Source organism: Streptomyces sp. NPDC054841 (assembly GCF_053611045.1).
The window spans coordinates 1-24,460 of sequence record NZ_JBSGZO010000082.1; the positions used below are offsets into that span (position 1 = coordinate 1).

The window sequence follows — 24,460 nt, forward strand, 5'->3', positions numbered from 1 at the left end:
CTTCGCCCCCGGACCCCCAGTCCTCAAGCGCCGGACGGCTCCAAAGAGTGCCCGGTACCGTCCGGTGGGCCCGGGCGTCCGTCCTCAAGCGCCGGACGGGCTGTTTGCAGCCCGGCCTGTGCCCCGCCCCAGGGTTCGCGCAGTCGCCGGTCCAGTGCCATCGACAGCTCCGCCTCCACCACGCTCTTGGCGAGGGGGCGGAGCCGGCTGACGTCCTCGTCCCCGGCGGTATGGGTGCGCAGCAGGTCGGTGAACAGGGCGGCCAGCGCGTCGGCGTGGGCCCGTACCTCGCGGCCGGCCGCCAGTACGGCCGCAAGCGGGACGCCTTCCTTCACCAGCGCGGACGAGACGTCCAGCAGCCGGCGGCTGATGTGGACGATCTCGTCGCCGTCGGTGGCCAGATAGCCGAGATCGAGCGCGGCCATGAGGTTCTCCGCGGTGACCTCGCCCTCGAAGTAGTCGGCGAGCTCCGCCGGAGTGAGGCGGACCGGCGTCTCCTCGGTCGGCTCGCCGAGGCCCAGTACCTCGCCGACGTCCCGGCCGCTCTCGATGGCGGTGGCGAGATCGGCGATGACGCTCAGGGTGTGGCCGCGCTCCAGGAGGGCCGCGATGGTGCGCAGCCGGGCCAGGTGCTGGTTGCTGTACCAGGCGATACGGCCTTCTTTGCGGGGTGGCGCAATGAGTCCGCGCTCGCGGTAGAAGCGCAGGGTGCGCACCGTGATGCCGGCCTCCCTGGCCAGCTCCTCCATGCGGTACTCGCGGGTTTCGCGGGCCTTGCGCTGCTCGTCCGTCACGTCCGCAAGCCTATGTTGTACCGCCGGTAACTTGTTTGGTTCGGCATCTACCGCTCGGTATCGCGAAGCTCTACTCTCCCCATCATGCCAGTGATTGCTGGCACGGTTCGGCGGAGTCAGCAGGAGTCTGCGGGAGGCGGCGGCATGGGCCAGCACGAACACGTACGGGTGGCGGTGATCGGATCCGGATTCGGTGGCCTCGGTGCCGCGGTCCGGCTGCGCCGCGAAGGGATCACCGACTTCGTCGTCCTGGAGCGGGCGGACTCGGTCGGCGGGACCTGGCGGGACAACAGCTATCCCGGATGCGCCTGCGACGTACCGTCCCACCTCTACTCGTTCTCGTTCGCGCCCAACCCCGACTGGCCGCGCACCTTCTCCGGGCAGGAGCACATCCGCGCCTATCTGGAGCATGTCACCGACACCTTCCGGCTCCGCCCGCACATCCGCTTCAACCACGAAGTGACGATGATGCGCTGGGACAGCGACGAGCTGCGCTGGGAGATCGAGACCTCGGCCGGGAACCTGACGGCGGATGTCGTGGTGTCGGCCGCCGGGCCGCTCGCCGACCCGAAGGTCCCCGAGATCCCCGGGCTCGCCGACTTCCCCGGCAAGGTCTTCCACTCGGCCCGCTGGGACCACGACTACGACCTGCGCGGAAAGCGCGTCGCGATGATCGGGACCGGCGCGTCCGCGATCCAGATCGTGCCGGCGATCCAGCCGGAGGTCGGGAAGCTGACGCTGTTCCAGCGCACCCCGCCATGGGTGCTGCCGCGTATGGACCGGCGGATCAGCGGAGTCGAGCGCTGGCTGCACCGGCAGCTGCCGTTCACCGGGACCGCGCGCCGAGGGCTGCTCTGGGGCATCAGGGAGTTGCAGGTCAGCGCGTTCACCAAGCGGCCGAACGAGCTGGGTCTGATCGAGTCGCTTGCCAAGGCCAACATGGCCAAGGCCGTCAAGGACCCGGCGCTGCGGGCGAAGCTGACACCCTCGTACCGCATCGGCTGCAAGCGGATCCTGCTGTCCAGCGAGTACTACCCGGCGATCGCCAAGCCCAATGTGGACGTCGTCGCGTCCGGACTGACGGAGATCCGCGGGTCGACGGTCGTCGCCGCCGACGGCACGGAGACGGAGGTCGACGCGATCATCTTCGGGACCGGCTTCCATGTCACCGACATGCCGATCGCCGAGCGGGTGGTCGGCGCCGACGGGAACACCCTCGCCGAGGCGTGGAAGGGCGGCATGGAGTCGTTGCGCGGTGCCACCGCCGCCGGATTCCCCAACTGGATGACGATCATCGGCCCCAACACCGGCCTCGGGAACAGCTCGATGATCCTCATGATCGAGTCCCAGCTGAACTACATGGCCGACTACATGCGGCAGATCGACGTCCTCGGAGGCCGGGTGGCGCTCGGCGCGCGGCCGTCCGCCGTCGGCGCGTGGAACCTACGGGTGCAGGAACGCATGAAGCGCACCGTCTGGAACACGGGCGGCTGCACCAGCTGGTACCTGGACGCGAGCGGCCGCAACACCACCATCTGGCCGGGGACGACGGGGGAGTTCCGGCGCGAGACGCGGGAGGTGGACCTCACGGAGTACGAGGTGATCCGCCCGCCCCGTGCCCGTGCGGCCGCGGCCGGGTCTACAGAGCCCACCGAATCCACCGAGTCCACCGAGTCCACCGGGTCCGTCGCCGTGACCGTGGGGGAGGAGAGCGCGTGAGCCGCCTGATGAAGAGGACCGGCGCGGCCCCCGCCCCGCCCGTCGCCGAGCGCGAACTGACCGCCGTCTCCGCCGACGGCTCCCGCATCCATGTGGAGCTGCACGGCCCCGAGGGCGCGCCCGCCGTCGTCCTCGCCCACGGCTGGACCTGCTCCACCCACTTCTGGGCGGCGCAGATACGGGACCTGGCCGCCGGTCATCGCGTGATCGCGTACGACCAGCGCGGACACGGGCGTACCCCGGCCGTCGCGAAGGGCGGTCACAGCACCCGCGCCCTCGCCGACGATCTGGAGGCGGTGCTCGCCGCCTCGCTCGAACCCGGCACGAAGGCCGTGCTGGCCGGGCACTCCATGGGCGGGATGACACTCATGGCAGCCGCCGGACGGCCGAAGTTCGAGGAGCACGCGGCCGCCGCGCTGCTGTGCAGCACGGGCAGCTCGAATCTCGTCGCCGAGTCGCTGGTGCTGCCGATGCGGCCGGGGCCTGCGCGCACCCGGATCACCCGTGCGATCCTCGGCTCGCGCGCCCCGCTCGGTCCGGTCACTCCGCTCTCCAAGCGGATCCTGAGGTACGGGACGATGGGGCCCGGCTCGGCTGCGGAGCGGATCGCCGAGTGCGCGCGCATCGTGCACGCCTGCCCGCGCCCGACCCGGGTGGCCTGGGCGCACGTCCTTGCCGAGCTCGATCTCGACGCGGGCGTAAGGGAGTTGACGGTGCCCACGGCCGTCGTCGCGGGCACCGCCGACCGGCTCACCCCGATCGTCCACGCCCGCGGGCTCGCGGCCGCGCTGCCGGAATGCGTGGGCCTCGTCGAACTCGCCGGAATGGGACACATGACCCCGGTGGAAGCCCCGGAGGCGGTCACCGCGCAGATCCGTACGCTGGTGGACGCTTACGTGAAGAAGGAGTCGATCGTGAGCGACGCACGCGCGGCCGCCGGGCCGCAGACGGCGACGATGCCCGCACCTCTGCGCCGATCGGGCGGAGATGGGGGCACCCCCAGGCCGAAGGCTCTGGGGGAGAACAATGAGGGGGACGTATGAGCAAGGTCAGCCTCGAAGGACAGGTCGCCGTCGTCACGGGAGCGGCGCGCGGTGTCGGTGAGCTGCTGGCCCGCAAACTGTCCGCGCGCGGGGCCAAGGTCGCGCTCGTGGGCCTGGAGCCGGACGAGCTGAAGGCGGTCGCCGGGCGGCTGCACACCGACTGCGACCACTGGCATGCCGATGTCACCGACCACGAGGCGATGGCACGCGTCGCCCAGGAGGTCAAGGAGCGCTTCGGCAAGGTCGACATCGTCGTCGCCAACGCGGGTGTGGCGTCCGGCGGTCCGTTCGTGGACTCCGACCCGGAGGCCTGGCGGCGGGTCATCGAGGTCAATCTGATCGGCAGCGCGGTCACGTGCCGCGCGTTCCTGCCGGTACTGATGGAGAGCCGGGGCTACTTCCTGCAGATCGCCTCGCTCGCCGCGATCACCCCGGCTCCGATGATGACGGCGTACTGCGCCTCCAAGTCGGGCGTGGAGGCCTTCGCGCACAGTCTGCGGGCCGAGGTCGCGTACAAGGGCGTGAGCGTCGGGGTCGGCTATCTGTCCTGGACCGACACGGACATGGTGCGCGGCGCGGACCAGGACGAGGTGATGCGGGAACTGCGGCAGCGGCTGCCGTGGCCGTCGAACCGTACGTATCCGCTCGGGCCCGCCGTCGACCGGATCGTCGCCGGGATCGAGCGGCGCAAGGCGCATGTGTACGCGCAGTGGTGGCTGGGCGGGATGCAGTCGCTGCGTGGCTATCTGCCGGGTCTGATCGCGGCCGTCGGGCAGCGCGAGATGCGGCGCTTCGAGCCGCGGCTGGCCGGGGTCGGCAAGGGACTGGTGGGCGCCGGAGGAGCCGCTGACGAGCAGGAACGCGGCGGGCGTACGGAGCGTTACTGATCGAAATGCGAGCAATGTTCCTGCATGCCAGGCTGGTCGAGGCCCAGGGGGCCGGCAAGGCCCTCTCACCTCTCACACCCTTCTAGGAGTGAACCAGATGGGCATCCAGGACCAGTTCAAGGACAAGTCGCAGCAGCTCAAGGAGCAGTCGCGGCAGAAGCCGGGCAACGCCAAGGAAGAGGCGTCGCAGCGCTCCCAGAAGAAGCGCCCGCAACAGCAGCGTCCGCAGCAGGAGCGCGGCCGGGAGCAGTCGAACGACGAGGCGCGCCGGCTCCAGCAGGAGGCCCAGGACCGCTTCGACCAGGACTACGACGCCTGACGTCAGCGGCCGGCGAAGGGGCGCACCCTGTGCACGGGGTGCGCCCCTTCCGCCTTGTGGGGTACGCCTGTTGGTCCGTCCGCGGGGTCCGCCTGTTGGTCCGTCCGCCTGCGGGGTCAGTCAGGTGCGCGGCGGCAGCTTCGGGCGGCGCAGGTCCGGGACGTCCTCGTACCCGGGAGGCGTTGCCGCGGGGTGCTGTTCGAGCCGGTCGAGGGCGACTTGGACCGCGGTCTCCAGATCGGTGCGCCTGCCCTCGGCCCAGTCGAGCGGGGGGCGTTCCGCGAAGATGTCGGGCGCCACCCCGTGGTTCTCCACCGACCAGCCGTACGCGTCGAACCAGGCCGCGTTCATCGGCACCGTGATCACCGTGCCGTCCCTGAGGCGGTGCCGGCCGGTCATCCCGACCACCCCGCCCCAGGTGCGCTGACCCACCACGGGGCCGAGCCCCAGCAGCCGGAACGCCGCCGTGATCATGTCGCCGTCCGACGACGTCGCCTCGTCCGCGAGCGCGACGACCGGTCCGCGCGGTGCGTTCGAGGTGTACGAGACGGGCTGGGCGTTGCGCGTCAGGTCCCAGCCAAGAATCGGGCGGATCAGCTTCTCGATGACCAGCTCGCTGATGTGGCCGCCCGCGTTGCCGCGTACGTCCACGATCAGGGCCGGCCGGGACATCTCCATCCGCAGGTCCCGGTTGAACTGCGCCCAGCCGGAACCGCCCATGTCCGGGATGTGGAGATAGCCGCACTTGCCGCCGCTGATCTCCCGTACGACGGCACGGCGTTTGGCGACCCAGTCCTGGTAGCGCAGCGGACGCTCGTCCACCAGCGGCACGATCGCGACCCGCCGGGCGTGGCCCTCGCCATCGGCCGGCTGGAAGGTCAGCTCCACGGTCGTCCCGCCCGCCGCCGACAGCAGCGGATACGGCCCGGTCACCGGGTCGACGGGCCGCCCGTCGACATGGGTCAGCACGGCTCCCTCGCGGATCCCCGTACCGGCCAGCGGGGAGCGTGCCTTGGAGTCCGAGGAGTCACCGGGCAGGATCCGCTTGACGACCCAGCCCTCGTCCCGGCGCACGAAGTTGGTGCCGAGCAGGCCCATCGCCCGCTGGTAGTGCGGCGGTCCCTCGTTGCGGCGCGCGGGGGTGACGTAGGCGTGCGAGGTGCCCAGCTCGCCCAGCATCTCGCGGAGCAGATCGGCGAACTCGTCGGGCGAGGCGACGCGTTCGACCAGCGGGCGGTACAGGTCCAGCACCGAGTCCCAGTCGATGCCGCACATCTGCGGCTCCCAGAAGTACGCGCGGATCAGACGGCCCGCCTCGTCGAACGCACCACGCCACTCCGCCGCCGGATCCACCTCGTGCAGAATCCGGCGCAGATCGATGTACACGGTCGAGTCGCTGTCGCCGGTCTCGGTCGCGGGCAGCGCGCGCAGCTCGCCGTCGTCCACGACCACCAGCCGCGAGCCGTCGCCGCTCACCGCGAACCAGTCGAGATGCTGGACGAGTTCGGTCTTACGGGCCTTGGTGATGTCGAAGTGCTCCAGGGTCGGCCGGGGCGAAGGATCGGCCGGGTTCGCGAACGTCTCGCCCAGCGCGCCCGAGATGGGCCAGCGCAGCCAGACCAGACCGCCGCCGCTGACCGGATGGAGCGCGGAGTACTTGGACGCGGACACCGGGAACGGAGTGACCCGGCTCTCCAGGCCCTCCACCTCCACCGTGGCCGCGCCCTCCACGGTGTCGGCCTCCGCCGGATCGAAGCCTCCGGCCGCCGGCCGCCCGTCCGGCAGCAGCGCGAACGGCGACGGGGTCGCCGACGACAGCGGCACCAGATACGGCCGGCAGCCCAGCGGGAACGACAGGTCCCCGGTGTGCACGTCGTAGACCGGGTCGAAGCCGCGCCAGGACAGGAAGGCCAGATAGCGCCCGTCGCGGGTGAAGACCGGATTCTCGTCCTCGAAGCGGCCGTTGGTGACATCGACGACCGTACGGGGGCCGGAATCGTCTATCCGGGCCATCTTGATCTGTCGCAGGGAACGTCCGATGCCCGGATGCGACCAGGTCAGCCAGTTCCCGAGGGGGGAGAAGGCGAGATCGCGCACCGGCCCGTTGTCGGACCTGACCAGCTCGATGACCTCTGTGGCGGACTCCTCCGCGCCCTCCGCGCCTTCCGCGCCTTCGGCGGCAGGCGTCCCTTCGGACAGGTCGATCAGCAGCAGCCGCCCGTCGTGCGAGGCGATCGCGAGGCGCTGCCCGGCCGGGTCCGCCTTGAGCTCCAGCACCCGTCCGAGCTCCCCGGAGGCCAGCCGGCGCGGCGCACGGTCACCGCTCGCCCGGGGCAGGTACGCGATCTCGATCGCGTCCTCGCCGTCCGCGTCCGTGACGTACGCGACCTGACCGCCGCTGCCGAGCATCTCCGGCAGCCGCACCCGCGCGCCGGGGGTGTCGGCGATGGTCCGCGCCGGGCCGTCGCGGTGCGTGAGCCAGTACAGACTCCCGCGTACGGAGACGGCGCTGGCCCGGCCCGTCGTGTCGACGGAGAGGCCGTCGACGTGGTTGGCGGCCGGGACCTGGTAGCGACGCCGTCCGGCGCGCGGACCGCCGAGCCGGACCTCCAGCTTCCGCGGCTCCGCGTCCGCCGCCAGGTCGTCGACGATCCACAGGTCGCCGGCGCACTGGTAGACGACCCGGCGGCCGTCGCTGGAGGCGTGCCGGGCGTAGAAGGCGTCGTGGTCGGTGTGGCGGCGCAGGTCCGTGCCGTCGGGCAGGCAGGAGTAGAGATTCCCGACGCCTTCGTGGTCGGAGAGGAACGCGATGCGGCCGCCCACGAACATGCAGCAGTCCAGATGGCCCCCGATGTCGGGCAGCAGCCGCTCCCCGAGCAGATACAGCCGCCCCATCGCCCCGCCCCGGTACCGCTTCCACGAGGCCGGCTCGTGCGGCGGCTTTCCGGTGAGCAGGAGGGTGCTGTGCTTGCCGCCGACATCGGCGACCGCGATGTCGGCGACGGGTCCCCACGGGAGGCGTTTGCCGGGGTCGCCGTCGGTGGGCACCTTGTAGGCCCAGGAGAAGTACGAGAACGGCTGGCCGTGCGAGGAGACGGCGAGGATGTTGCCGTCCGGGTCCCAGCCGCACACCCGGGTGTCGGTGGACCCCCAGTAGCTGAGCCGCCGTCCGGGGCCGCCGCCGACCGGCACCAGATGGATCTCGGGATCGAGACTGCGCCAGGTCGTGTAGGCGATATGGCGTCCGTCGGGCGAGAAGCGGGGGTGCCCGACCCGGGTGCGGTCGACGGTCACCCGCCAGGCGCGGCCCGGTGTGTGGCCCTCGGGGACGAGCGGCGCGACCCACAGGTCGTCCTCGGCCGCGAAGCACAGCAAGTCGTCGTGCAGATGCGGGAAACGGAGGTACGCGAGGTCTTCACTCACCTTCCAATGCTTTCCGCGCCGGAGGGGTGCGGCAACTCGTGGGGCGACTTGTGGACGGGTTCTGTGGCCCAGGACACGTACGAAACGGTTTCGTTTCGCTGGGTCCGGGGGGTATCTTCGTACTGTACGAAACCGTTTCGTTCGGGAGGTAGGTATGGCAGCGGCACGCAGCAGGCTCACGCCGGAGCGCGAGGCGGAGCTGTACGACGCCGTGCTCGACCTCCTGCGTGAGGTCGGCTACGACGCCCTCACCATGGACGCCGTCGCGGCCCGTACCCGCTCCAGCAAGGCCACCCTCTACCGCCAGTGGGGGGGCAAGCCGGAGTTGGTCGCCAGGGCGATGCGGCACAGCGCACCGGTCGATGTCTCGGCCATCGACACCGGCAGTCTGCGCGGCGACTTCCACGAGATGGTGGCGCGCTCGGACGACTGCCAGATGGAGCGGGACACCGCGCTGATGCGGGGCCTCGCCCGAGCGGTCCATGAGAACGAAGATCTGCTGAAGGCACTGCGTGAACTGTTCATCGAACCCGAGATGACCGGACTCGACGCGATGCTGCAGCGGGCGATCGACCGCGGTGAGCTCGCCGCGGACAATCCCGCACTGAAGTTCCTCTCGCACATGCTGGTCGGCGCCTTCCTCTCCCACCCGCTGATCCAGGATCAGCCCATGAGCCAGGGCTTCCTGGGCGAATACCTCGACGCCGTGGTGCTCCCCGCGCTGGGCGTTCGATGACCTCGGACCGCAACCGCGGCCGCGAGGCCGGGGGCTGACCCCCGGAGCGGCAACACCAGGACACGACGGTCTCCCCGCCGTCGGCGTTCGAGCCTCCGGCCCGTCGTCAGGGCCGGGAGCCCGGGGATCGTCCCCCGGAAAGCACAGCTGAGCCCCACCTGACGCGCACCGCTCACGTCGTCGGGCTGGTCATACCTGCCCTCTTGTTGTCCCAACGACCTGACCGGGAGTCCGTACTCGTGGCCACGTTCCTGTACAAACTCGGGCGGTTCGCCTTCCGGCGCCGCCGACTTGTCGCCCTGATCTGGGTGGCGCTGTTCGCGATCGCCGGTTTCGGCGCGGCCTCCGCGCCCACCGCCACGTCCAGCTCGTTCTCGATGCCGGGGACGGAGGCCCAGAAGGCCTTCGACCTCCTTGAGGAGCGCTTCCCCGGCATGAACGCCGACGGCGCCACCGCGCGCGTCGTCTTCAAGGCTCCCGACGGCGAAAAGATGACCGACCCGGCCAACAAGGCCCAGGTCAAGAAGGTCGTCGCCGACCTCAGGTCCGGCTCGGACGAGGTCGCCTCGGTCGTCGACCCGTACCAGGCCAAGGCGGTCAGCCGGGACGGCACCGTCGCCTACACCCAGGTCTCGTACAAGGTCAGCGGGATGGAGCTGACCGAGGAGACCCGGGAGGCGCTCACCGGAGCGGGCGAGGAGGCGAAGGCCGCCGGGCTGACCGTCGAGATCGGCGGTGACGCGCTGCAGGCCGTACCCGAGACCGGTGCCTCCGAGGTCATCGGTGTCGCCATCGCCGCCGTCGTGCTGCTGATCACCTTCGGTTCGCTCGTCGCGGCCGGACTGCCGCTGCTCACCGCCATCATCGGTGTCGGCATCGGTGTCTCCACCATCACCGCCCTCGCGAACGTGCTCGACCTCGGCTCCACCACCGCCACGCTCGCGACGATGATCGGCCTCGCGGTCGGCATCGACTATGCGCTGTTCATCGTCTCCCGCTACCGCGCCGAACTGGCCGAGGGCCGGGAGCGCGAGGAAGCCGCGGGACGGGCCGTCGGCACCGCGGGCTCGGCCGTCGTCTTCGCCGGACTGACCGTCGTCATCGCCCTCGTCGGCCTCGCCGTCGCCAACATCCCGATGCTCAGCAAGATGGGGTTCGCCGCCGCCGGTACGGTCGCGATCGCCGTCCTCATCGCGCTCACCCTGATACCGGCGCTGCTCGGCTTCGCCGGCAAGCAGGTCCTCGGCCGCAAGCTCCGCAAGAACAAGGCCGTCAGCGGCGACAAGCCCAACATGGGCACCCGCTGGGCGAGGTTCGTGCTGCGCCGCCCGGTCGCCGTGCTGGTGCTCGGCGTCCTCGGCCTCGGCGCTGTCGCCGTCCCCGCCGGGTCGCTGGAGTTGGGTCTGCCGGACGACGGCTCCCAGCCCACCAGCACCACCCAGCGCAAGGCGTACGACCTGCTGTCCGACGGGTTCGGGCCCGGCTTCAACGGTCCGCTGCTCATCGTCGTCGAGGGCGGCAAGGCCACGGCGGACCGTACCGCCAAGGACATCCGGAAGCTCGACGGCGTCGTGGCCGTCACCCCCGCCACGTACAACAAGGCGGGTGACACGGCGATGATCACCGTCATCCCGAAGGAGCGGCCCAGCTCCACCGGGACCGAGAAGCTCGTCCACACCATCCGGGACACCAGCGGCGACAACGTCCACGTCACCGGCGCCACCGCGATGAACATCGACTTCTCGCAGCGGATGAACGACGCGCTCCTGCCCTACCTGGCGCTCGTCGTCGGCCTCGCGTTCCTGCTGCTGATGGTCGTCTTCCGGTCCGTCCTCGTCCCGCTCAAGGCGGCGCTCGGCTTCCTGCTCTCGGTGGTCGCCGCTCTCGGCGCGGTCGTCGCGGTCTTCCAGTGGGGCTGGCTCGGCTCGCTCTTCGGCGTCGAGCAGACCGGCCCGATCATGTCGATGATGCCGATCTTCATGGTGGGTGTCGTCTTCGGTCTGGCCATGGACTACGAGGTCTTCCTGGTCACGCGGATGCGTGAGGCGTATGTCCACGGGGAGCGGCCGGGTCAGGCGATCGTGACCGGCTTCCGGCACGGCGCCCGTGTGGTCACCGCCGCCGCGGTGATCATGATGGCGGTGTTCGCGGGCTTCATCGGGTCGAGCGAGCAGATGGTGAAGATGATCGGCTTCGGCCTCGCGATCGCCGTCTTCTTCGACGCCTTCGTGGTCCGCATGGCGATCGTGCCGGCGGTGCTGGCGCTGCTCGGACGGCGGGCCTGGTGGCTGCCGCGCTGGCTGGACCGGGTGCTGCCGAGCGTGGACGTGGAGGGTGAGCAGCTGCGGAAGAACGACGCGGCGGCCGCCGGCTCCGACGACGAGCGCGAGCTGGTGCGCGTCTGATCATTTGGGCCCGTCGAGGGTCCCTGTCGGGTGGCCGTGTCCGTCACGTGGTGGCGGGCGCGGCCGCTTCCGCGTAACAGCGGCGCAGGAAGCGCACGAGGCGGCGGGTGTCGAACTGGATCACCGCGACACCTTCCGGCGAGTGGAACTCGACGACCACCTGGGCGCGGCCGCACGGCCAGACCGCGACATCGCCGCGGCGGGTGGGGGCGCGCAGACCGGTCTCCAGCAGCTCGCGCGGGAAGGTCCATTCGATACCGCTCGGGAAGACGAAGCGGACGTTGGCGGGGTCCTGTTCGGGCTCGTAGCGGAGGGCGACGTGCACCGACCGGTACTGCGGGGCGTCGTTGACGATCCGGGCCTTCATGCGCTCTTCGACAGAGGGGCTCTCGACAGCGGGGGACATCGATCGGCTCCTCACATTTGATGCTGTTTGTTCTCTAATGTCGCATATTTTCGGGCGTGAGGCCCAGGCGAGGCGCTCGCTCCTGTCATTCAGGCGCTCTTGCAAAGGGTTCGCAACAGGGCGCATCATCGGACGGTTGAAACCAGCCAGGCCCACCGGCCTGACCCCGAAAAGCGGAGCCCGCCATGCATGTCCCCGACGGATTCATCAACCTGCCCGTCTCCGCCGCGGCGGGAGTCGTGGCGGCCGGTGCCGTCGCCGTCTGCCTGCGCGGCGCCCGTCGTGAGCTCGGAGGGACCGCCGTCCCCGCCATAGGCCACGGGGGAGAGCGGACCGCGCCGCTGGCCGGTCTTGTCGCCGCCTTCGTCTTCGCCGTGCAGATGCTCAACTTCCCGGTCGCGGCCGGTACGAGCGGTCATCTGCTGGGCGGCGCACTGGCGGCGATCCTCGTCGGGCCCTGTACGGGTGTGCTGTGCGTCTCCGTCGTCCTGCTGCTCCAGGGCATCCTCTTCGCGGACGGCGGCCTCACCGCGCTCGGCGTCAACATCACGGTGATGGGCGTGGTCACCGTCGTCGTCGCGTACGCGCTCTTCCGGGGCCTGGTCAAGGTCCTGCCGCGCGGCCGCCGCTCGGTGACCGCCGCCTCCTTCGTCGCGGCTCTGGTCTCCGTACCGGCCGCGGCCGCCGCCTTCACCCTGATCTACGCGATCGGCGGCACGACGGACGTACCGATCGGCAAGGTCCTCGGCGCGATGGTCGGCGTGCACGTCCTGATCGGTATCGGCGAAGCCGTGATCACGATGCTGACGATCGGTGCCGTCATCGCCGTACGCCCCGACCTCGTGTACGGCGCGCGCGGGCTCTCCACGCCGCTCAAGCTGCGCGTCGGCGGCGAACTGGTGGACGCCGAGCCGGCCGCCGAGCCGGTCGCCGCGCCCGCCCACGACGCCCGGTCCCCGCGCCCCCTCTGGATCGCGGGCCTGGTGACCTCCCTGGTGCTGGCCGGCTTCGTCTCCTTCTACGCCTCCGCCAACCCCGACGGCCTGGAGAAGGTCGCCGCGGACAAGGGCATCGACAAGAACGTCGAGGACCACGCGGCGGCCGGCTCCCCGCTCGCCGACTACGGCGTCAAGGACGTCGAGAACACGCGGGTCTCCGGCGGTCTGGCCGGTGTGATCGGCGTGGGCGCGACCGTCGCGGTCGGCACCGGCGTCTTCTGGGCGGTCAAGCGCCGCCGTCGGGACGAGCCGATGGCCGAGGCCGCGAAGGAAACCGTCTGAGATGGGTGCAGGCCACGCTCACAAGCTCTACCGGCACGGACACTCCCCGGTGCATGCCCTGCCGCCACACTGCAAGATCGCCGCGGCGCTGGGCTTCGTCCTGGTCGTGGTCTCCACCCCGCGCGAGGCGGTCTGGGCCTTCGGTCTGTACGCCGTACTGCTCGGCGTGGTCACCGCGGTGGCCCGTGTCCCGGCGGGCTTTCTGCTCCGCCGGCTGCTGATCGAGATCCCGTTCGTCGCCTTCGCGCTGCTCATGCCCTTCGTGGTGCCGGGCGAGCGGACCGAGTGGCTCGGGATCTCCCTCTCCGTCCCCGGACTGTGGGGCGCCTGGAACATCCTCGCCAAGGGGACGCTGGGCGTCGCCGCTTCCGTACTGCTCGCATCGACCACCGAGCTGCGCTCCCTGCTGCTCGGCCTGCAGCGTCTCAAACTGCCGCCGCTGATGGTGCAGATCGCGTCCTTCATGATCCGCTACGGCGATGTGATCACCGACGAGCTGCGGCGCATGTCCATCGCCCGCCGCTCGCGCGGCTTCGAGGCGCGCGGCGTCCGCCACTGGGGCGTGCTCGCCAAGTCGGCGGGCGCGCTCTTCATCCGTTCCTACGAGCGCGGTGAGCGGGTGCATCTGGCCATGGTCAGCCGCGGCTACGCGGGGACCATGCCGGTGATCGACGAGGTGGCCGCGTCCCGCGCGCAGTGGGCGTACGCCGGCGCGCTCCCGCTCTCGGCGCTCGCCGTCTGTCTGCTTGGCTGGACCCTATGACCTCGCTCCCCGCGGCCACCGTCCCGCCGTCCCTCGAAGTGCGCGGCCTCGCGTACGCCTACCCCGACGGCCACCAGGCCCTCTTCGGTGTCGATCTGACCGTCGCGCGCGGTGAGCGGGTCGCCCTGCTCGGGCCGAACGGGGCCGGCAAGACGACCCTCGTTCTCCACCTCAACGGCATCCTCACCGGTGGCGCCGGCTCGGTCACCGTCGCCGGGCTGCCCGTCGGCAAGCGGCACACGGCCGAGATCCGCCGCAAGGTCGGCATCGTCTTCCAGGACCCCGACGACCAGCTGTTCATGCCGACCGTGCGCGAGGACGTCGCCTTCGGCCCGGCGGCAGCCGGGATGCGCGGCGCGGAGCTGGAGGAGCGGGTACGCAAGGCGCTCGACCAGGTCGGCATGGCCGAGTACCTCGAACGCCCGCCGCACCACCTCTCCTTCGGTCAGCGCCGCCGCGTCGCGGTCGCGACCGTCCTCGCGATGGAGCCGGAGATCCTCGTCCTCGACGAGCCCTCGTCCAATCTCGACCCCGCCTCGCGCCGTGAACTCGCCGACATCCTGCGGTCGTTGGACGTCACCGTGCTGATGGTCACGCACGATCTGCCGTACGCGCTGGAGCTGTGCCCGCGCTCGGTGATCCTCAGCGAGGGCGTGATCGCGGCCGACGGCCGTACCCAGGACCTGCTCGGCGACGCGGAACTGATGGGCGCGCACCGGCTGGAGCTGCCGTTCGGCTTCGATCCGCGTGCTGTGTCAATGGGTGCGTGAGTGGGACGACGCCCGCATCGCTGATGCTGGACGACCAGCTGTGCTCCGCGCTGTACGCGGCGCGGGGCGCCGTGTGACCGCGGGGCCAGGGGCCGGGGCCTGACCGGGGGGCGCCCCCGTTGACCACGCCCGATGACCACGCCCGAGTTTGCTACCCCGGAGTAATAAAGCGGATCCTCGACCAGGAGCTTGCCTCGAAGCCGGTGGCAGCGGCGCACCAGGTCCGCCCGTACTCGAACGCCACGCGCGGCAACACCGACGTCTCCATCGTCCTGAGCCGAGTCCGTGACCGACCCGGAATCCGGGCATGCCCGACCACGTTGCACCATGGGTACGAGCGACGATCGGGACAGGAAACGGGGAGCGGGGAGCGTGGACGTGGACGTGGACGTCCGGGGCACGGTGGCGGACGGCTTCGAGCCGGTCCGGGACGCCTTCGTACGCAACTTCGAGCAGCGCGGGGAGCGCGGGGCGGCCGTCGCCGTCTACCGCGACGGCGTGAAGGTCGTCGACCTGTGGGCCGGGACCCGGGACGTCGACGGGACCGACCCGTGGGCCGTGGACACCGCCCAGGTCGTCCGCTCGGCGACCAAGGGCTTCGCCGCGGCCGTACCGCTGCTGCTGCACCAGCGCGGGCAGCTCGACCTGGACGCGCCGGTGGGGACGTACTGGCCGGAGTTCAAGGCGGCGGGCAAGGAGCGGGTGCTCGTACGGCATCTGCTGTCGCACCGGGCCGGGCTGCCCGTGCTCGACCGCCCGCTCACCGTGGCGGAGGCCACCGACGGTTCGTCCGGGGCACGGGCCGTCGCCGCCCAGGCCCCGGCCTGGGAGCCCGGCACCGACCACGGCTACCACGCGCAGACCTACAGCTGGCTGCTGTCCGAACTCGTCCGCCGGGTCACCGGCCGCACCATCGGACGCTGGACGGCGGAGGAGATAGCCCGCCCGCTCGGCCTGGACTTCTGGATAGGGCTGCCCGCCGACGAGACCCACCGGGTCGGCCGGCTCGGCCCGGTCGAGGAACCGCCCACGGCGGCCGGCGGCGGACTGAAACTGCGGCCCAAGCGGTCCGTGTCCGAGGCCTACCACGACCCGGACTCCCTCACCCGTCGGGCCTTCGGCGCGATAGACCCGCTGCCCGACGAGAACGACCCGTTCTACCGTGCCGCCGAACTCCCCGCCTCCAACGGCATCTCCACGGCCCGTGCGCTGGCCCGCTTCTACGCGGCGACGATCGGCGAGGTCGACCGCCACCGCCTCTTCGCCCCCGCCACCGTCACGCTCGCCCGCACCGAGGAGTCGGCCGGCCCCGACCGGGTCCTGGTCGTCGGCACCCGCTTCGGCCTGGGCTACATGCTGCACGGCCCGGCCTCGCCGCTGTTCGGCACCGGCTCCTTCGGCCACCCGGGCCGCGGTGGATCGCTGGGCTTCGCCGACCCGGAGTCGGGCATCGCGCTCGGGTACGTCACGAACGGCATGCGCAAGGGGGTCACGGCGGACCCGCGTGCACAGGCCCTGGTGCGGGCGGTCCGCTCCGCGACATGATCGACGGTGTGCTTTCCGGGGACACCGTTCCGGAGAGCGGCTGCGCCGAGGGCCGAACCCCCGGCAGGCGGGGCCGACCAGGGCGACCGTGTCCGCATCGCGAAGGGAATACCGTGGATCGTTTCGAGGGCTACGGCGTACTGATCACCGGAGCGGGACAGGGCATCGGCGAGGCGACCGCGCGCAGACTGGCGTCCGAGGGCGCCCGTGTCCTGGTCACCGACCTGGATGGCGAGCGTGCCGCGGCCACCGCCCGGACGATCCCGCGTGCCGCCTCCTTCCCCTGTGACGTGACCGACCGCGACGCCGTCGAGGCGGCCGTGGCGTACGCCGTCGAGCAGTTCGGCACCCTCGACGTCCTCGTCAACAACGCCTACACCTGCGCCCTCGACACCCCGCTCTTCGAGGACCAGCCCGACGACACCTGGCAGCAGGACCTCGACACGGTCCTCACCGGGGCCTTCCGGTGCGCCCGCGCCGCGCTGCCGCACCTCGCGAAGGCGGGCGGCCGCGGCGCGATCGTCAACATCGGCTCCGTCAACGCCGAGCAGGACTTCGGCAACCACGCCTACAGCGCGGCCAAGGCGGGTCTCGCCTCCCTCACGCGCACCCTCGCCGGCGACGCCGCCCCGCGCGGAGTCCGCGTCAACCAGGTCACTCCCGGCACGATCCGCACCCCCGCCTGGTCCGACCGCGAACACCAGCTCGACGCCCTCAACCACGTCTACCCCCTGGGCCGCGTCGGCACCCCGGACGACATCGCGGCGGCCGTGGCCTTCCTGGCCTCTTCCGACGCGTCCTGGATCACCGGCACGAGCCTGCGGGTGGACGGCGGTCTGCTGGCGGTGAACACGGGGTTCACGCAGGCCGTTTCGGACGGCTGAGCGACCGCCGTCGTCAGCCCGCCCGCAGCATCAGGCCGATCCCGACCACCATCAGTCCCGCCGCCGCGATCCGCGGACCCCCGAAGCGTTCCTTGAAGAAGAGCGCGCCGATGGCGGCGCCGACGATGATCGAGGATTCGCGCAGCGCTGCGATCGGGGCCAGGGGCGCGCGGGTCTGGGCCCACAGGACCAGTCCGTACGCGGAGATCGACAGCACCGCGCCGATGAGGCCGCGGGTCGCGTGCGGGCGCAGGCGGGGGAGCAGCTCGCCGCGGAGGCGGTGGTAGGCGTAGGCCGGGACGAGGATGCCCTCCAGGATCATCAGCCAGGCGATGTAGCTGACGGACGAGCCGGAGGCGCGGACGCCGATGCCGTCGACGACCGTGTACGCCGCGATCGACAGGCCCGTCGCGACGGCGGCCAGCAGGGCGGGCCAGTGGGGGGTGGAGCCTCTGATGCCCCACAGGGCCACGCCCACGAGGCCCGCGGAGGCGACCGCGACGCCGGTCAGCTGCCAGAAGCCCAGGGACTCGTCGACGAAAACGACCGCGAGGACGGTGACGACCAGCGGGGCCGTGCCGCGCGCGATCGGGTACATCTGGCCGAAGTCGCCCAGGCTGAACGACCGCATCAGCAGTGCCTGGTAGCCGACGTGGAGCAGGGCCGACGCGACGAGCCAGGGCCAGGCGGCAGGCCGTGGCAGCGGGGTGAAGCAGGCAGCCACCGCGCCGATCACCGTCGCGCCGCCGACGATGAGCGTGAAGGCGATCAGCTGGTCCTTGATGGTGTGGGCGAGCGCGTTCCAACAGGCGTGCGTGACGGCGGCTATCAGGACCGCCGTCGCGACCAGAAGGCTCACGCGGTGCGCTCGCGCACGTCCACCACCGTGGCCCCGGAGTGGGAGATCACGGACTTGGGGTCGAGCGGGAACACCGTGTGCGGGGTCCCGGCGGCGGCCCAGACCACGGCGTGGTCGAGGAGCCCGCGGTCGGCCAGCACCCGGGTCTTCGTCCTGTGCCCGAAGGGCGGTACGCCGCCGATCGCGTATCCCGTCGTCTCGCGCACCAGGTCCGCGTTCGCCCGCTTGACCGCCGACGCGCCCAGCTCATGCCGTACCCGCTCCACGTCCACCCGCGAGGAGCCGTCCATCAGCACCAGCACCGGCACCCCGTCCGCCTCGAAGATCAGCGATTTGACGATCTCGCTGACATCGCAGCCGATGGCGGCGGCCGCCTCGGCCGCCGTACGCGTGGCGTCCGGGAAGCGGACGACCTCGACCTCCAGGGCGAGCTCGCGCAGGGCCTCCGCGAACCGGGGATGGGCATGGGTCTCAGGAGTGCTCATGGCCCGTCACGCTAGCGGTAGCTGTACGGGCCATGCGACCGCGTTTCGCCCGGACCGCCTCTCGCCGGGCTGCCTTTCGGCCGGACCGCCTCTCCGCCGGACTGCCTCCCGCCAGGCTGCCTTTCGGCCGGGAGCGGACCGGCTCCCGGCCGCTCCGTTTCCGGCCGCTCCGTTCCCGGCCGCTCCGTTTCCGGCCGCGCCAGGCTCGCAGCGCCGGCTCAGCGCGCCTTCAGCACCGACGCCACCACCGGCCCCGCGGCGTCCCCGCCGTGCCCGGCGGCCTGCACCACCGCGGCCGCCGCCAGGTCCTCGGAGAACCCGGCGAACCAGCTGTTGGACGTGGCCTGGCCGTCCACCTCCGACGACCCGGTCTTCGCGCCCTTGTCACCGCCGACGCCGGCCATCGCCTTGGCCCCCGTACCCCAGTTCGCGGTCGCCCGCATCATGTCCCGCAGCTGACGCCAGACCGAGCCCGACAGCGGCCGGGTCGCGGTGGCCAGTTCGCGGTCGTCCAGCGAACGCGGCACGATGACCGGCTGCCTGAAGCCGCCGTTCTTCGCCGTCGCCGTGATGGAGGCGATGTTGAGCGCGTTCATCTGGACCGTGCCCTGCCCGATGTACTGCGCCGCCGCCTCGCCGCCGCTCGCCTCGGGCACGCTGCCGTCGACGGTCGGCACTCCGGTCTGCCAGTCGAGCCCGATGCCGAAGGTGTCGCGCGCGATGCCCGCCAGCGCAGCGTCGTCGTCGACCTCGTCGATCTGCTTGATGAACGCGGTGTTGCAGGAGCGCGCGAAGCTCTCCGTGAACGTGCCCTTCGGGATGTGGAAGTTGTCCAGGTTGTGGAAGGTCCGGCCCTGGTACATCACATCCTTCGGGCACTCCGCCTTCCGGTCCGCGGCCACCAGTCCCTTGTCCAGCAGCAGCGCGGCCGTCACGATCTTCATCGTCGAGCCGGGCGCCTGCTTGCCGCGCAGTGCCGCGTTGAAGCTGTCCTTGCGGTTGTTGGCCACGGCGCGGATCTCACCCGTGCTCGGTCTGATGGCGACGACCGACGCCTCGCTGTACCGCTTCACCGCCTTCTCGGCGGCGTCCTGGACGTTCGCGTCCAGGGTGGTCGGCAGCTCGCCCGGCTCGCCCTTGGAGAGCGTCAGGAGCGTCGTGTCCGGCGTGTCGGCGCCGCCGCTGATGACCAGCTCCACCCCCGCCTTGCCACCGGCCTGCTCGCCGTACTTCTGCCGCAGTTCGTCCAGCACCGGCCCGAGCGAGGGGTACTTCTCCTTCGTCAGCTCCTTGCCGTTGCGGTCGACGGCCTTGATCGGGGGCGCGGACGCGGGGCCCGTCTTGAGCTGCTCGCGCTCGTCGAGCTGCGGATGAATCACGGAGGGCGTCCAGTCGACGAGCGGCCGCCCGGTGGTCACTCCGCGCACGACGGTGAGTTCGGAGGCGTACGTCCAGGGCTTGCTCTGCCCTTCGTACGAGACCGTGCCGCTGACCGTGAACGGCACCTTCGCGCCGGCCGCCGCCCCCTGCTTCATCTTCACATCGGTGACATGCGCGCTCTCCTGGTACGAGGCGATGGTGGGCTCCGCGTCCGCCGCGTTGTTGGTGAGCTGCGCCGCGAGCGGTGCCTCGCCTCCCGCCCACGCCGCGAGAAAGTCCTTCGCGGTCGTACGGATCTCGTCGGCGCTCAGCGGTCCCGACTCCGGCGCGGACGCGGACTTGGTTTCCGGACCGCCGCCGCTCCCTCCGCCGTTCAGCACGTTGTACGCGCCGTAGCTCACTCCGCCGGCGAACAGCACAAACACCCCGCCGATGATGGCGACCTTGGCTCCACTGCGCATTTCTGAGGTCCCTCCCCGTGTCCCCTGTGCCTTCACGGTAGGCGGCAGTTGTGACGGGAGAGACGGTCGTTACCGGAATGTGCCGTCGACAAGGTGGGACACCGGGTAGTGCACACCCCATGAACCACCCGCGCATCATCGAACGGACCGGGCCCGCGGGCGCTGCCCCGCGCCATGTCTGGTACGCGTCCTACGGCTCCAACATGCACCTGGACCGTCTGTCGTACTACGTCACGGGCGGACGGCCGCCGGGCGCGTCCAGGACCTGCCCGGGCTGCCGGGACCGGCGTACGCCGACGGTGTCCGTGCCGGTGGAGCTCCAGGGCGTCCTGTACTTCGCCACCCGGTCCCCGGTGTGGAACGGCGGCAGGGCCTTCTACGACCCCGAATCGCCGGGCCGGCTCCGTGCCAGGGCCCACCTGGTCACGGCCGGACAGTTCTCCGACATCGCGGCCCAGGAGATGTACCGGGAGCCGGGGGCGGACCTGGACCTCACCGAGGCGTTGTGCCGCGGCACGGCGCTCCTGGGGCCGGGGCGCTACGACCGGCTCGTCTGCCCCGGAACCCTCGACGGCGTGCCGGTGCTCACCTTCACGGCCCCCTGGGGACTCCACGACGTCCCATGGGAGAAGCCCTCCGCAGGCTATCTGCGGCACCTGTGTGCCGGCCTGCTGGAGACCGCCGCATGGCAGCCGGCCGGTATCGCCGCGTACCTGGCGGCCTCACCGGGTGCCACCGGACACTGGAGCGCCCGGGACATCGCCGCCCTCATGCCGGGCGGCGAACCCGGGCCTGAGCCGCACCGCTAGGTGCATTGATCACGAGTGCTAACAACGCTCGTGATCAATACACCTAGGACGCGGGTGCTGACCGTCCACATGAAGATCCTCGCACCGCCCCGCCCCCGGGCGGCGGGCCCGGCGTCCCGTAGTGTCGCCATGTGAAATCAGGCAAATATTCAGGAAAGTTACGTTCGTTGTGGGCAGCGGTCGTCGCCCTGTCCACGGCCGCCGTCACCCTCGCCGGAGCCCAGTCGGCCGCGGCGGCGGAACCGTTCACAAAGGTCGACGCCCGCAACTTCACGATGCGCATCGACCAGGAATCAACGTTCGACGACTTCGGCGCCATCATTCGTGACGTGGAGAAGTCCGGAGCCGTCACGAAGGTGACGCCGCTGGACGTCGCGCAGTCCCGGCAGCACGTGGGACGCCCTCTGTGCCACACCACCGGCCTCAACGGCACCTTCAAGTACAACGGCTTCTGCTTCGACAAGGGCGATGACACCACCAGCGCCTACGACCCGGCGGGCGGATGGCATCCGCAGGGGCTGACGGCCTCTCATGATGCCTACCCCGGCGGCACCGTGAACGGCCACCACCTCTACCTGGCTTCCTGGTACTGGGGCCATGGCGACAGCGTGGACCCGAGTGTGGACCGCGACAAGCTCGCCCGGATCTCCGTCGTCGAGTCGACCGGGAACGACTGGAGCTACGGGCACGTGATGCTCGTGAAGCCGACGCGTCCCTCGGGCGTCAACTTCGATCCGGTGACCAAGGTCCACGCGGACGGCATGGTCTGGTACGGCGACAAGCTGTTCGTGGCCAACGGTGGCGAACTGCAGGTGTACGACTTCCGGCACATGTGGAAGATGGGCACCACCGCGCGTGATCAAACCGGCATCTATGACGGCGTGTCCACGGCCCGGCACCACCAGTGGGCCCTGCCCATGGTGGGCCGCTACCTCATCGGGTCCCCTGACAAGCCGCGAGCCTGTCCCGGCGAACGGGCATGTCTCAGTTCACTGAGCCTGGACCGGAGCGGCACGACCGACCACCTCGTCTCGGGCGAATACCTCGCCGGGGATGACGCACGTACCGCAAACGTGATCCGCTGGCCCCTCAACGGATCCACCGGCCTGCTCCAGGCCGACAGCACCGGTACGGTCAAGGCGGCAGCCGCTTTCGCCGCACCGGTCAAGCAGCTGCAAGGCGTTGCCACGGACGGTCAGTACTACTACCTGTCGGCTCAGTGCCCCACCGGATACATGGGCGATCCCAATACCGCCGACGGATACTCGTGCATCTACGAGGTGAAGCCCAACCACGTCCCCACCGTACTGACCCGCTCGCCCAGCCTGACACAGAACCTGTCGTACTCGCCGTCCTCCGGGCGCCTGTGGGGCATGAACGAGCTCACCGGCCATCGGGTCGTCTTCTCGCTGCTGCCGAGGGAAGCCGACCGGACCGTCTATCTGAGCAACGACTACAGCAAGTTGTGCGCGGGCGCCGGAAACAAGACGAACAACGGCGCCCGTGTCATCCAGTGGGGCTGCACGAACGCCCGGGACGAACGCTGGCTGTTCGAAGGGACGAAGGACTCGAACGGGAACCCCGCGTACTTCGTGCGGAACGAGTACTCGGGCAAGTGCATGGGAGTGGGGTCCAGTCTCGCCAAGGGCGCGGGCGTGATCCAGTACACCTGCAACGGGGCCGTTGATGAGAAGTGGTGGTACAACGACGCCACCCATGAACTGCGGAACGTCTATTCCGGTCAGTGCCTCGGACTCAGTTCCACCGCCACGAAGGGTACGCAGCTGATTCAGTGGCCCTGCAACGACGCGAAGGACGAGAAGTGGACCAAGGTCCCGCGCTGATCGATCTGTGGTCGTAGCCGCGGTCAGCGAAGAGCGAGTCGGGTAACGACGACCAACGACGCCCGTGACGCCGCGGTCGGCCGCCGCGCCGTCACGAGCGTTCGCCCGGCTGCTGAAGGTCCCCTGGTTATTTGTACGGAGCAGGGGGCCTTCAGTAGTTTAAGAAGGCGTTTCGTCTGGTCGCCCATGAACTGACAACTACGACCGACATCAACGACGGCAGAAACCAGCGGCTTCTGGGGATCGCCGACAGCAGGGCCAGCGCCGCAGCAGCGGCTCAGTGAGGCCGCCCGATCGAACTCCTGAAGCGGTGCTCACGGTTGCCAACCTAGATCAGGCTTGGTCCCAACAAGGGGTATGCATGGGACCCTGCCGCGCGATCGGATAGCAGAACTAGGGGCAGAGATTAATTGAGAGGCACGGCATGCAGAATATCCCCTGCCGAAATGCCTGTACTGTAAAGCGGCCTATCATCCCTCTCCCCTCTCCCGTGGCGGCGGGCCCAAATTGAACCCATCTTATGGTAGGAGCGCCCTTTCTCTTGATCGACCAGCACCCACTTATCGCCGTAGGTGAACGAGGGGATCGATTCTGGCGTAAATGACCATGCCTCGTTCAAGAATTCCTGCACGCGAGTGTCTTCGCCTACGGGGATCTGTACAGGCGGCACATCGCGGTCCATCTGGCTATAGGAAATCTCAATGAAGCGATGACGGAAGTCTTCGCGTGCGCTTTCAATCGCCTCCGCCACTATGGCATCCCTGCTGAGGGCGCTTATTTTTGCATCAAGCATCTTGGGGATTACCTCCTCGATCGCTGAGCGAATGGAGGCCTCCATGTTCTCCACGCTACGACTGCGTGAGGTATTGAGGGCGTTGACGAAGTCTCGTACGCTTGGATTCTTGGAGTAGTCCTTGGGGGCGTAGAGGACGTAAGGACGCCGCACAAGGATTGCAAAGAACGCGGCCGCAACTCCCACCGGGAAGGTTACGGAAAAGAGTACAAGAACTGCTTGCAGCCAGCCCTGTGTTTGTGTGGCTGCCGTACCCGCGGCAGCTTCTGAAACCGTTAAGAATAGCGATATGATCCACAGCGGATTGAGGCCTTTACCCCCAGGTGCATTTACTGGCTGACTCACTTCCACCTCTTCCGATCGCGCTTCCCATAAGCATTGCAGTGCTTGAGGTGCCCCGGGGGTGTTTTGCGCGTTAGGTGGATTTGTCATGGTATCGAAAGCTTCGGCCCGCCACGGGTTTGCTGGGCTCGGTGGGTACGGGTCATGCGCTTCAGTGCCTCCGCGAGGCCGGCAGGAGCTGCGCGCTTGGCGTAGGGCCTGCCGCGGTGGAGCCAACCCATGTTCACCAGCGGGACACGGCGCCAGAGGCTCGCTCCTCCCTGCGGCCCAACCGTGAAGTACGTATACGGCGTCAGGTCGCGTAGTACGTCACGGCCGCTGTCTACCAGCCCACCAAGGGGCGTTGGAGCACCAGACCGCACCAGATGTGCACCAGGAGCAGCGGTAAACCACGGTCACTCCGGCGTAGAGACGCCTAAGGGCTTGCAGATCATTAACACGTCGTCTTGATCTTGCTGCTGGGATCGCTGCTTTGGGCGAGGACCCGAGCCTGGAGGGGCGCGAGGGCAGCGG

At 70.0% G+C, this 24,460-nt stretch carries 21 protein-coding genes; 13 read left to right on the forward strand and 8 right to left on the reverse strand.

Translation table 11 applies throughout. The features are described from left to right. Positions 1 to 23 precede the first annotated feature (23 nt). The gene (locus ACWGI8_RS14310) at positions 24 to 749 is read right to left on the reverse strand and encodes a MerR family transcriptional regulator (RefSeq protein ID WP_453660856.1); all 726 of its coding nucleotides are present in this window, start codon (positions 747 to 749) and stop codon (positions 24 to 26) included. A gap of 189 nt (positions 750 to 938) precedes the next feature. On the opposite strand from ACWGI8_RS14310, the gene ACWGI8_RS14315 reads away from it, so the two are divergent. The 4 genes from ACWGI8_RS14315 (at position 939) to ACWGI8_RS14330 (ending at position 4,762) form a co-directional block, all read left to right on the forward strand. After that, positions 939 to 2,513: a flavin-containing monooxygenase gene (locus ACWGI8_RS14315; RefSeq protein ID WP_453660828.1), complete on the forward strand. Its 1,575-nt coding sequence runs from the start codon at positions 939 to 941 to the stop codon at positions 2,511 to 2,513. After that, positions 2,510 to 3,556 carry an alpha/beta fold hydrolase gene (locus ACWGI8_RS14320; protein ID WP_453660830.1) on the forward strand — a complete coding sequence of 349 codons (1,047 nt, stop codon included), beginning with the start codon at positions 2,510 to 2,512 and terminating at the stop codon, positions 3,554 to 3,556. The genes ACWGI8_RS14315 and ACWGI8_RS14320 overlap by 4 nt, the downstream gene beginning before the upstream one ends. Next, entirely contained in the window at positions 3,553 to 4,443 is an 891-nt protein-coding gene (locus tag ACWGI8_RS14325) for an SDR family oxidoreductase (RefSeq protein ID WP_453660831.1), read from the forward strand. Before ACWGI8_RS14320 ends, ACWGI8_RS14325 begins: the two co-directional genes overlap by 4 nt. Before the next feature lie 97 nt (positions 4,444 to 4,540). Then, on the forward strand, positions 4,541 to 4,762 hold the full coding sequence (locus ACWGI8_RS14330) for a hypothetical protein (protein ID WP_453660858.1): 222 nt from the start codon (positions 4,541 to 4,543) through the stop codon (positions 4,760 to 4,762). A gap of 120 nt (positions 4,763 to 4,882) precedes the next feature. Here the strand turns inward: ACWGI8_RS14330 and ACWGI8_RS14335 are convergent, their stop codons facing one another. Continuing rightward, positions 4,883 to 8,185: a S41 family peptidase gene (locus ACWGI8_RS14335; RefSeq protein ID WP_453660833.1), complete on the reverse strand. Its 3,303-nt coding sequence runs from the start codon at positions 8,183 to 8,185 to the stop codon at positions 4,883 to 4,885. A gap of 154 nt (positions 8,186 to 8,339) precedes the next feature. Between ACWGI8_RS14335 and ACWGI8_RS14340 the strand changes: the two genes are divergently transcribed. Continuing rightward, entirely contained in the window at positions 8,340 to 8,921 is a 582-nt protein-coding gene (locus ACWGI8_RS14340; protein WP_453660835.1) for a TetR/AcrR family transcriptional regulator, read from the forward strand. Between the two features lie 239 nt (positions 8,922 to 9,160). After that, on the forward strand, positions 9,161 to 11,326 hold the full coding sequence (locus ACWGI8_RS14345) for an MMPL family transporter (protein ID WP_453660836.1): 2,166 nt from the start codon (positions 9,161 to 9,163) through the stop codon (positions 11,324 to 11,326). A 43-nt stretch (positions 11,327 to 11,369) separates the two neighbouring features. Here ACWGI8_RS14345 and ACWGI8_RS14350 read toward each other — a convergent pair whose 3' ends face one another. Continuing rightward, positions 11,370 to 11,732 (reverse strand): SsgA family sporulation/cell division regulator, encoded by a 363-nt coding sequence (locus ACWGI8_RS14350; protein ID WP_453660838.1) that lies wholly within the window; start codon positions 11,730 to 11,732, stop codon positions 11,370 to 11,372. Between the two features lie 185 nt (positions 11,733 to 11,917). Here ACWGI8_RS14350 and ACWGI8_RS14355 point away from each other — a divergent pair, with 185 nt between their 5' ends. The 5 genes from ACWGI8_RS14355 to ACWGI8_RS14375 all read left to right on the forward strand — a co-directional run bounded on the left by ACWGI8_RS14355 (position 11,918) and on the right by ACWGI8_RS14375 (position 16,974). Further along, complete coding sequence (locus ACWGI8_RS14355; protein ID WP_453660840.1) at positions 11,918 to 13,012, forward strand: energy-coupling factor ABC transporter permease; 1,095 nt, start codon at positions 11,918 to 11,920, stop codon at positions 13,010 to 13,012. Between the two features lies 1 nt (position 13,013). Further along, the gene (gene cbiQ, locus ACWGI8_RS14360) at positions 13,014 to 13,775 is read left to right on the forward strand and encodes a cobalt ECF transporter T component CbiQ (protein ID WP_453660841.1); all 762 of its coding nucleotides are present in this window, start codon (positions 13,014 to 13,016) and stop codon (positions 13,773 to 13,775) included. Then, the gene (locus ACWGI8_RS14365) at positions 13,772 to 14,545 is read left to right on the forward strand and encodes an energy-coupling factor ABC transporter ATP-binding protein (protein WP_453660843.1); all 774 of its coding nucleotides are present in this window, start codon (positions 13,772 to 13,774) and stop codon (positions 14,543 to 14,545) included. Before cbiQ ends, ACWGI8_RS14365 begins: the two co-directional genes overlap by 4 nt. 384 nt (positions 14,546 to 14,929) lie before the next feature. Then, on the forward strand, positions 14,930 to 16,090 hold the full coding sequence (locus ACWGI8_RS14370; protein WP_453660860.1) for a serine hydrolase domain-containing protein: 1,161 nt from the start codon (positions 14,930 to 14,932) through the stop codon (positions 16,088 to 16,090). Positions 16,091 to 16,203: 113 nt separating this feature from the next. Then, complete coding sequence (locus ACWGI8_RS14375) at positions 16,204 to 16,974, forward strand: SDR family NAD(P)-dependent oxidoreductase (RefSeq protein WP_453660844.1); 771 nt, start codon at positions 16,204 to 16,206, stop codon at positions 16,972 to 16,974. Positions 16,975 to 16,987: 13 nt separating this feature from the next. On the opposite strand, the gene ACWGI8_RS14380 is transcribed toward ACWGI8_RS14375, so the two are convergent. From ACWGI8_RS14380 to ACWGI8_RS14390, 3 genes are all read right to left on the reverse strand, one after another. After that, positions 16,988 to 17,833 (reverse strand): EamA family transporter, encoded by an 846-nt coding sequence (locus ACWGI8_RS14380; protein ID WP_453660845.1) that lies wholly within the window; start codon positions 17,831 to 17,833, stop codon positions 16,988 to 16,990. Next, a complete protein-coding gene (locus tag ACWGI8_RS14385; RefSeq protein ID WP_453660846.1) occupies positions 17,830 to 18,318 on the reverse strand; it encodes a YbaK/EbsC family protein in 489 nt (162 codons plus the stop codon). The genes ACWGI8_RS14380 and ACWGI8_RS14385 overlap by 4 nt, the downstream gene beginning before the upstream one ends. Positions 18,319 to 18,536: 218 nt before the next feature. Then, entirely contained in the window at positions 18,537 to 20,159 is a 1,623-nt protein-coding gene (locus tag ACWGI8_RS14390) for a penicillin-binding transpeptidase domain-containing protein (RefSeq protein WP_453660847.1), read from the reverse strand. Positions 20,160 to 20,278: 119 nt separating this feature from the next. Between ACWGI8_RS14390 and ACWGI8_RS14395 the strand changes: the two genes are divergently transcribed. After that, positions 20,279 to 20,968 carry a histone deacetylase gene (locus tag ACWGI8_RS14395; RefSeq protein ID WP_453660849.1) on the forward strand — a complete coding sequence of 230 codons (690 nt, stop codon included), beginning with the start codon at positions 20,279 to 20,281 and terminating at the stop codon, positions 20,966 to 20,968. Between the two features lie 167 nt (positions 20,969 to 21,135). Further along, positions 21,136 to 22,812 (forward strand): RICIN domain-containing protein, encoded by a 1,677-nt coding sequence (locus tag ACWGI8_RS14400; protein WP_453660851.1) that lies wholly within the window; start codon positions 21,136 to 21,138, stop codon positions 22,810 to 22,812. Positions 22,813 to 23,218: 406 nt separating this feature from the next. On the opposite strand, the gene ACWGI8_RS14405 is transcribed toward ACWGI8_RS14400, so the two are convergent. Continuing rightward, positions 23,219 to 23,950, reverse strand: coding sequence for a hypothetical protein (locus ACWGI8_RS14405; RefSeq protein WP_453660853.1), 732 nt, complete (start codon positions 23,948 to 23,950; stop codon positions 23,219 to 23,221). 83 nt (positions 23,951 to 24,033) lie between these two features. Then, positions 24,034 to 24,309 (reverse strand): DUF7919 family protein, encoded by a 276-nt coding sequence (locus ACWGI8_RS14410; protein ID WP_453660855.1) that lies wholly within the window; start codon positions 24,307 to 24,309, stop codon positions 24,034 to 24,036. Positions 24,310 to 24,460: the final 151 nt, after the last annotated feature.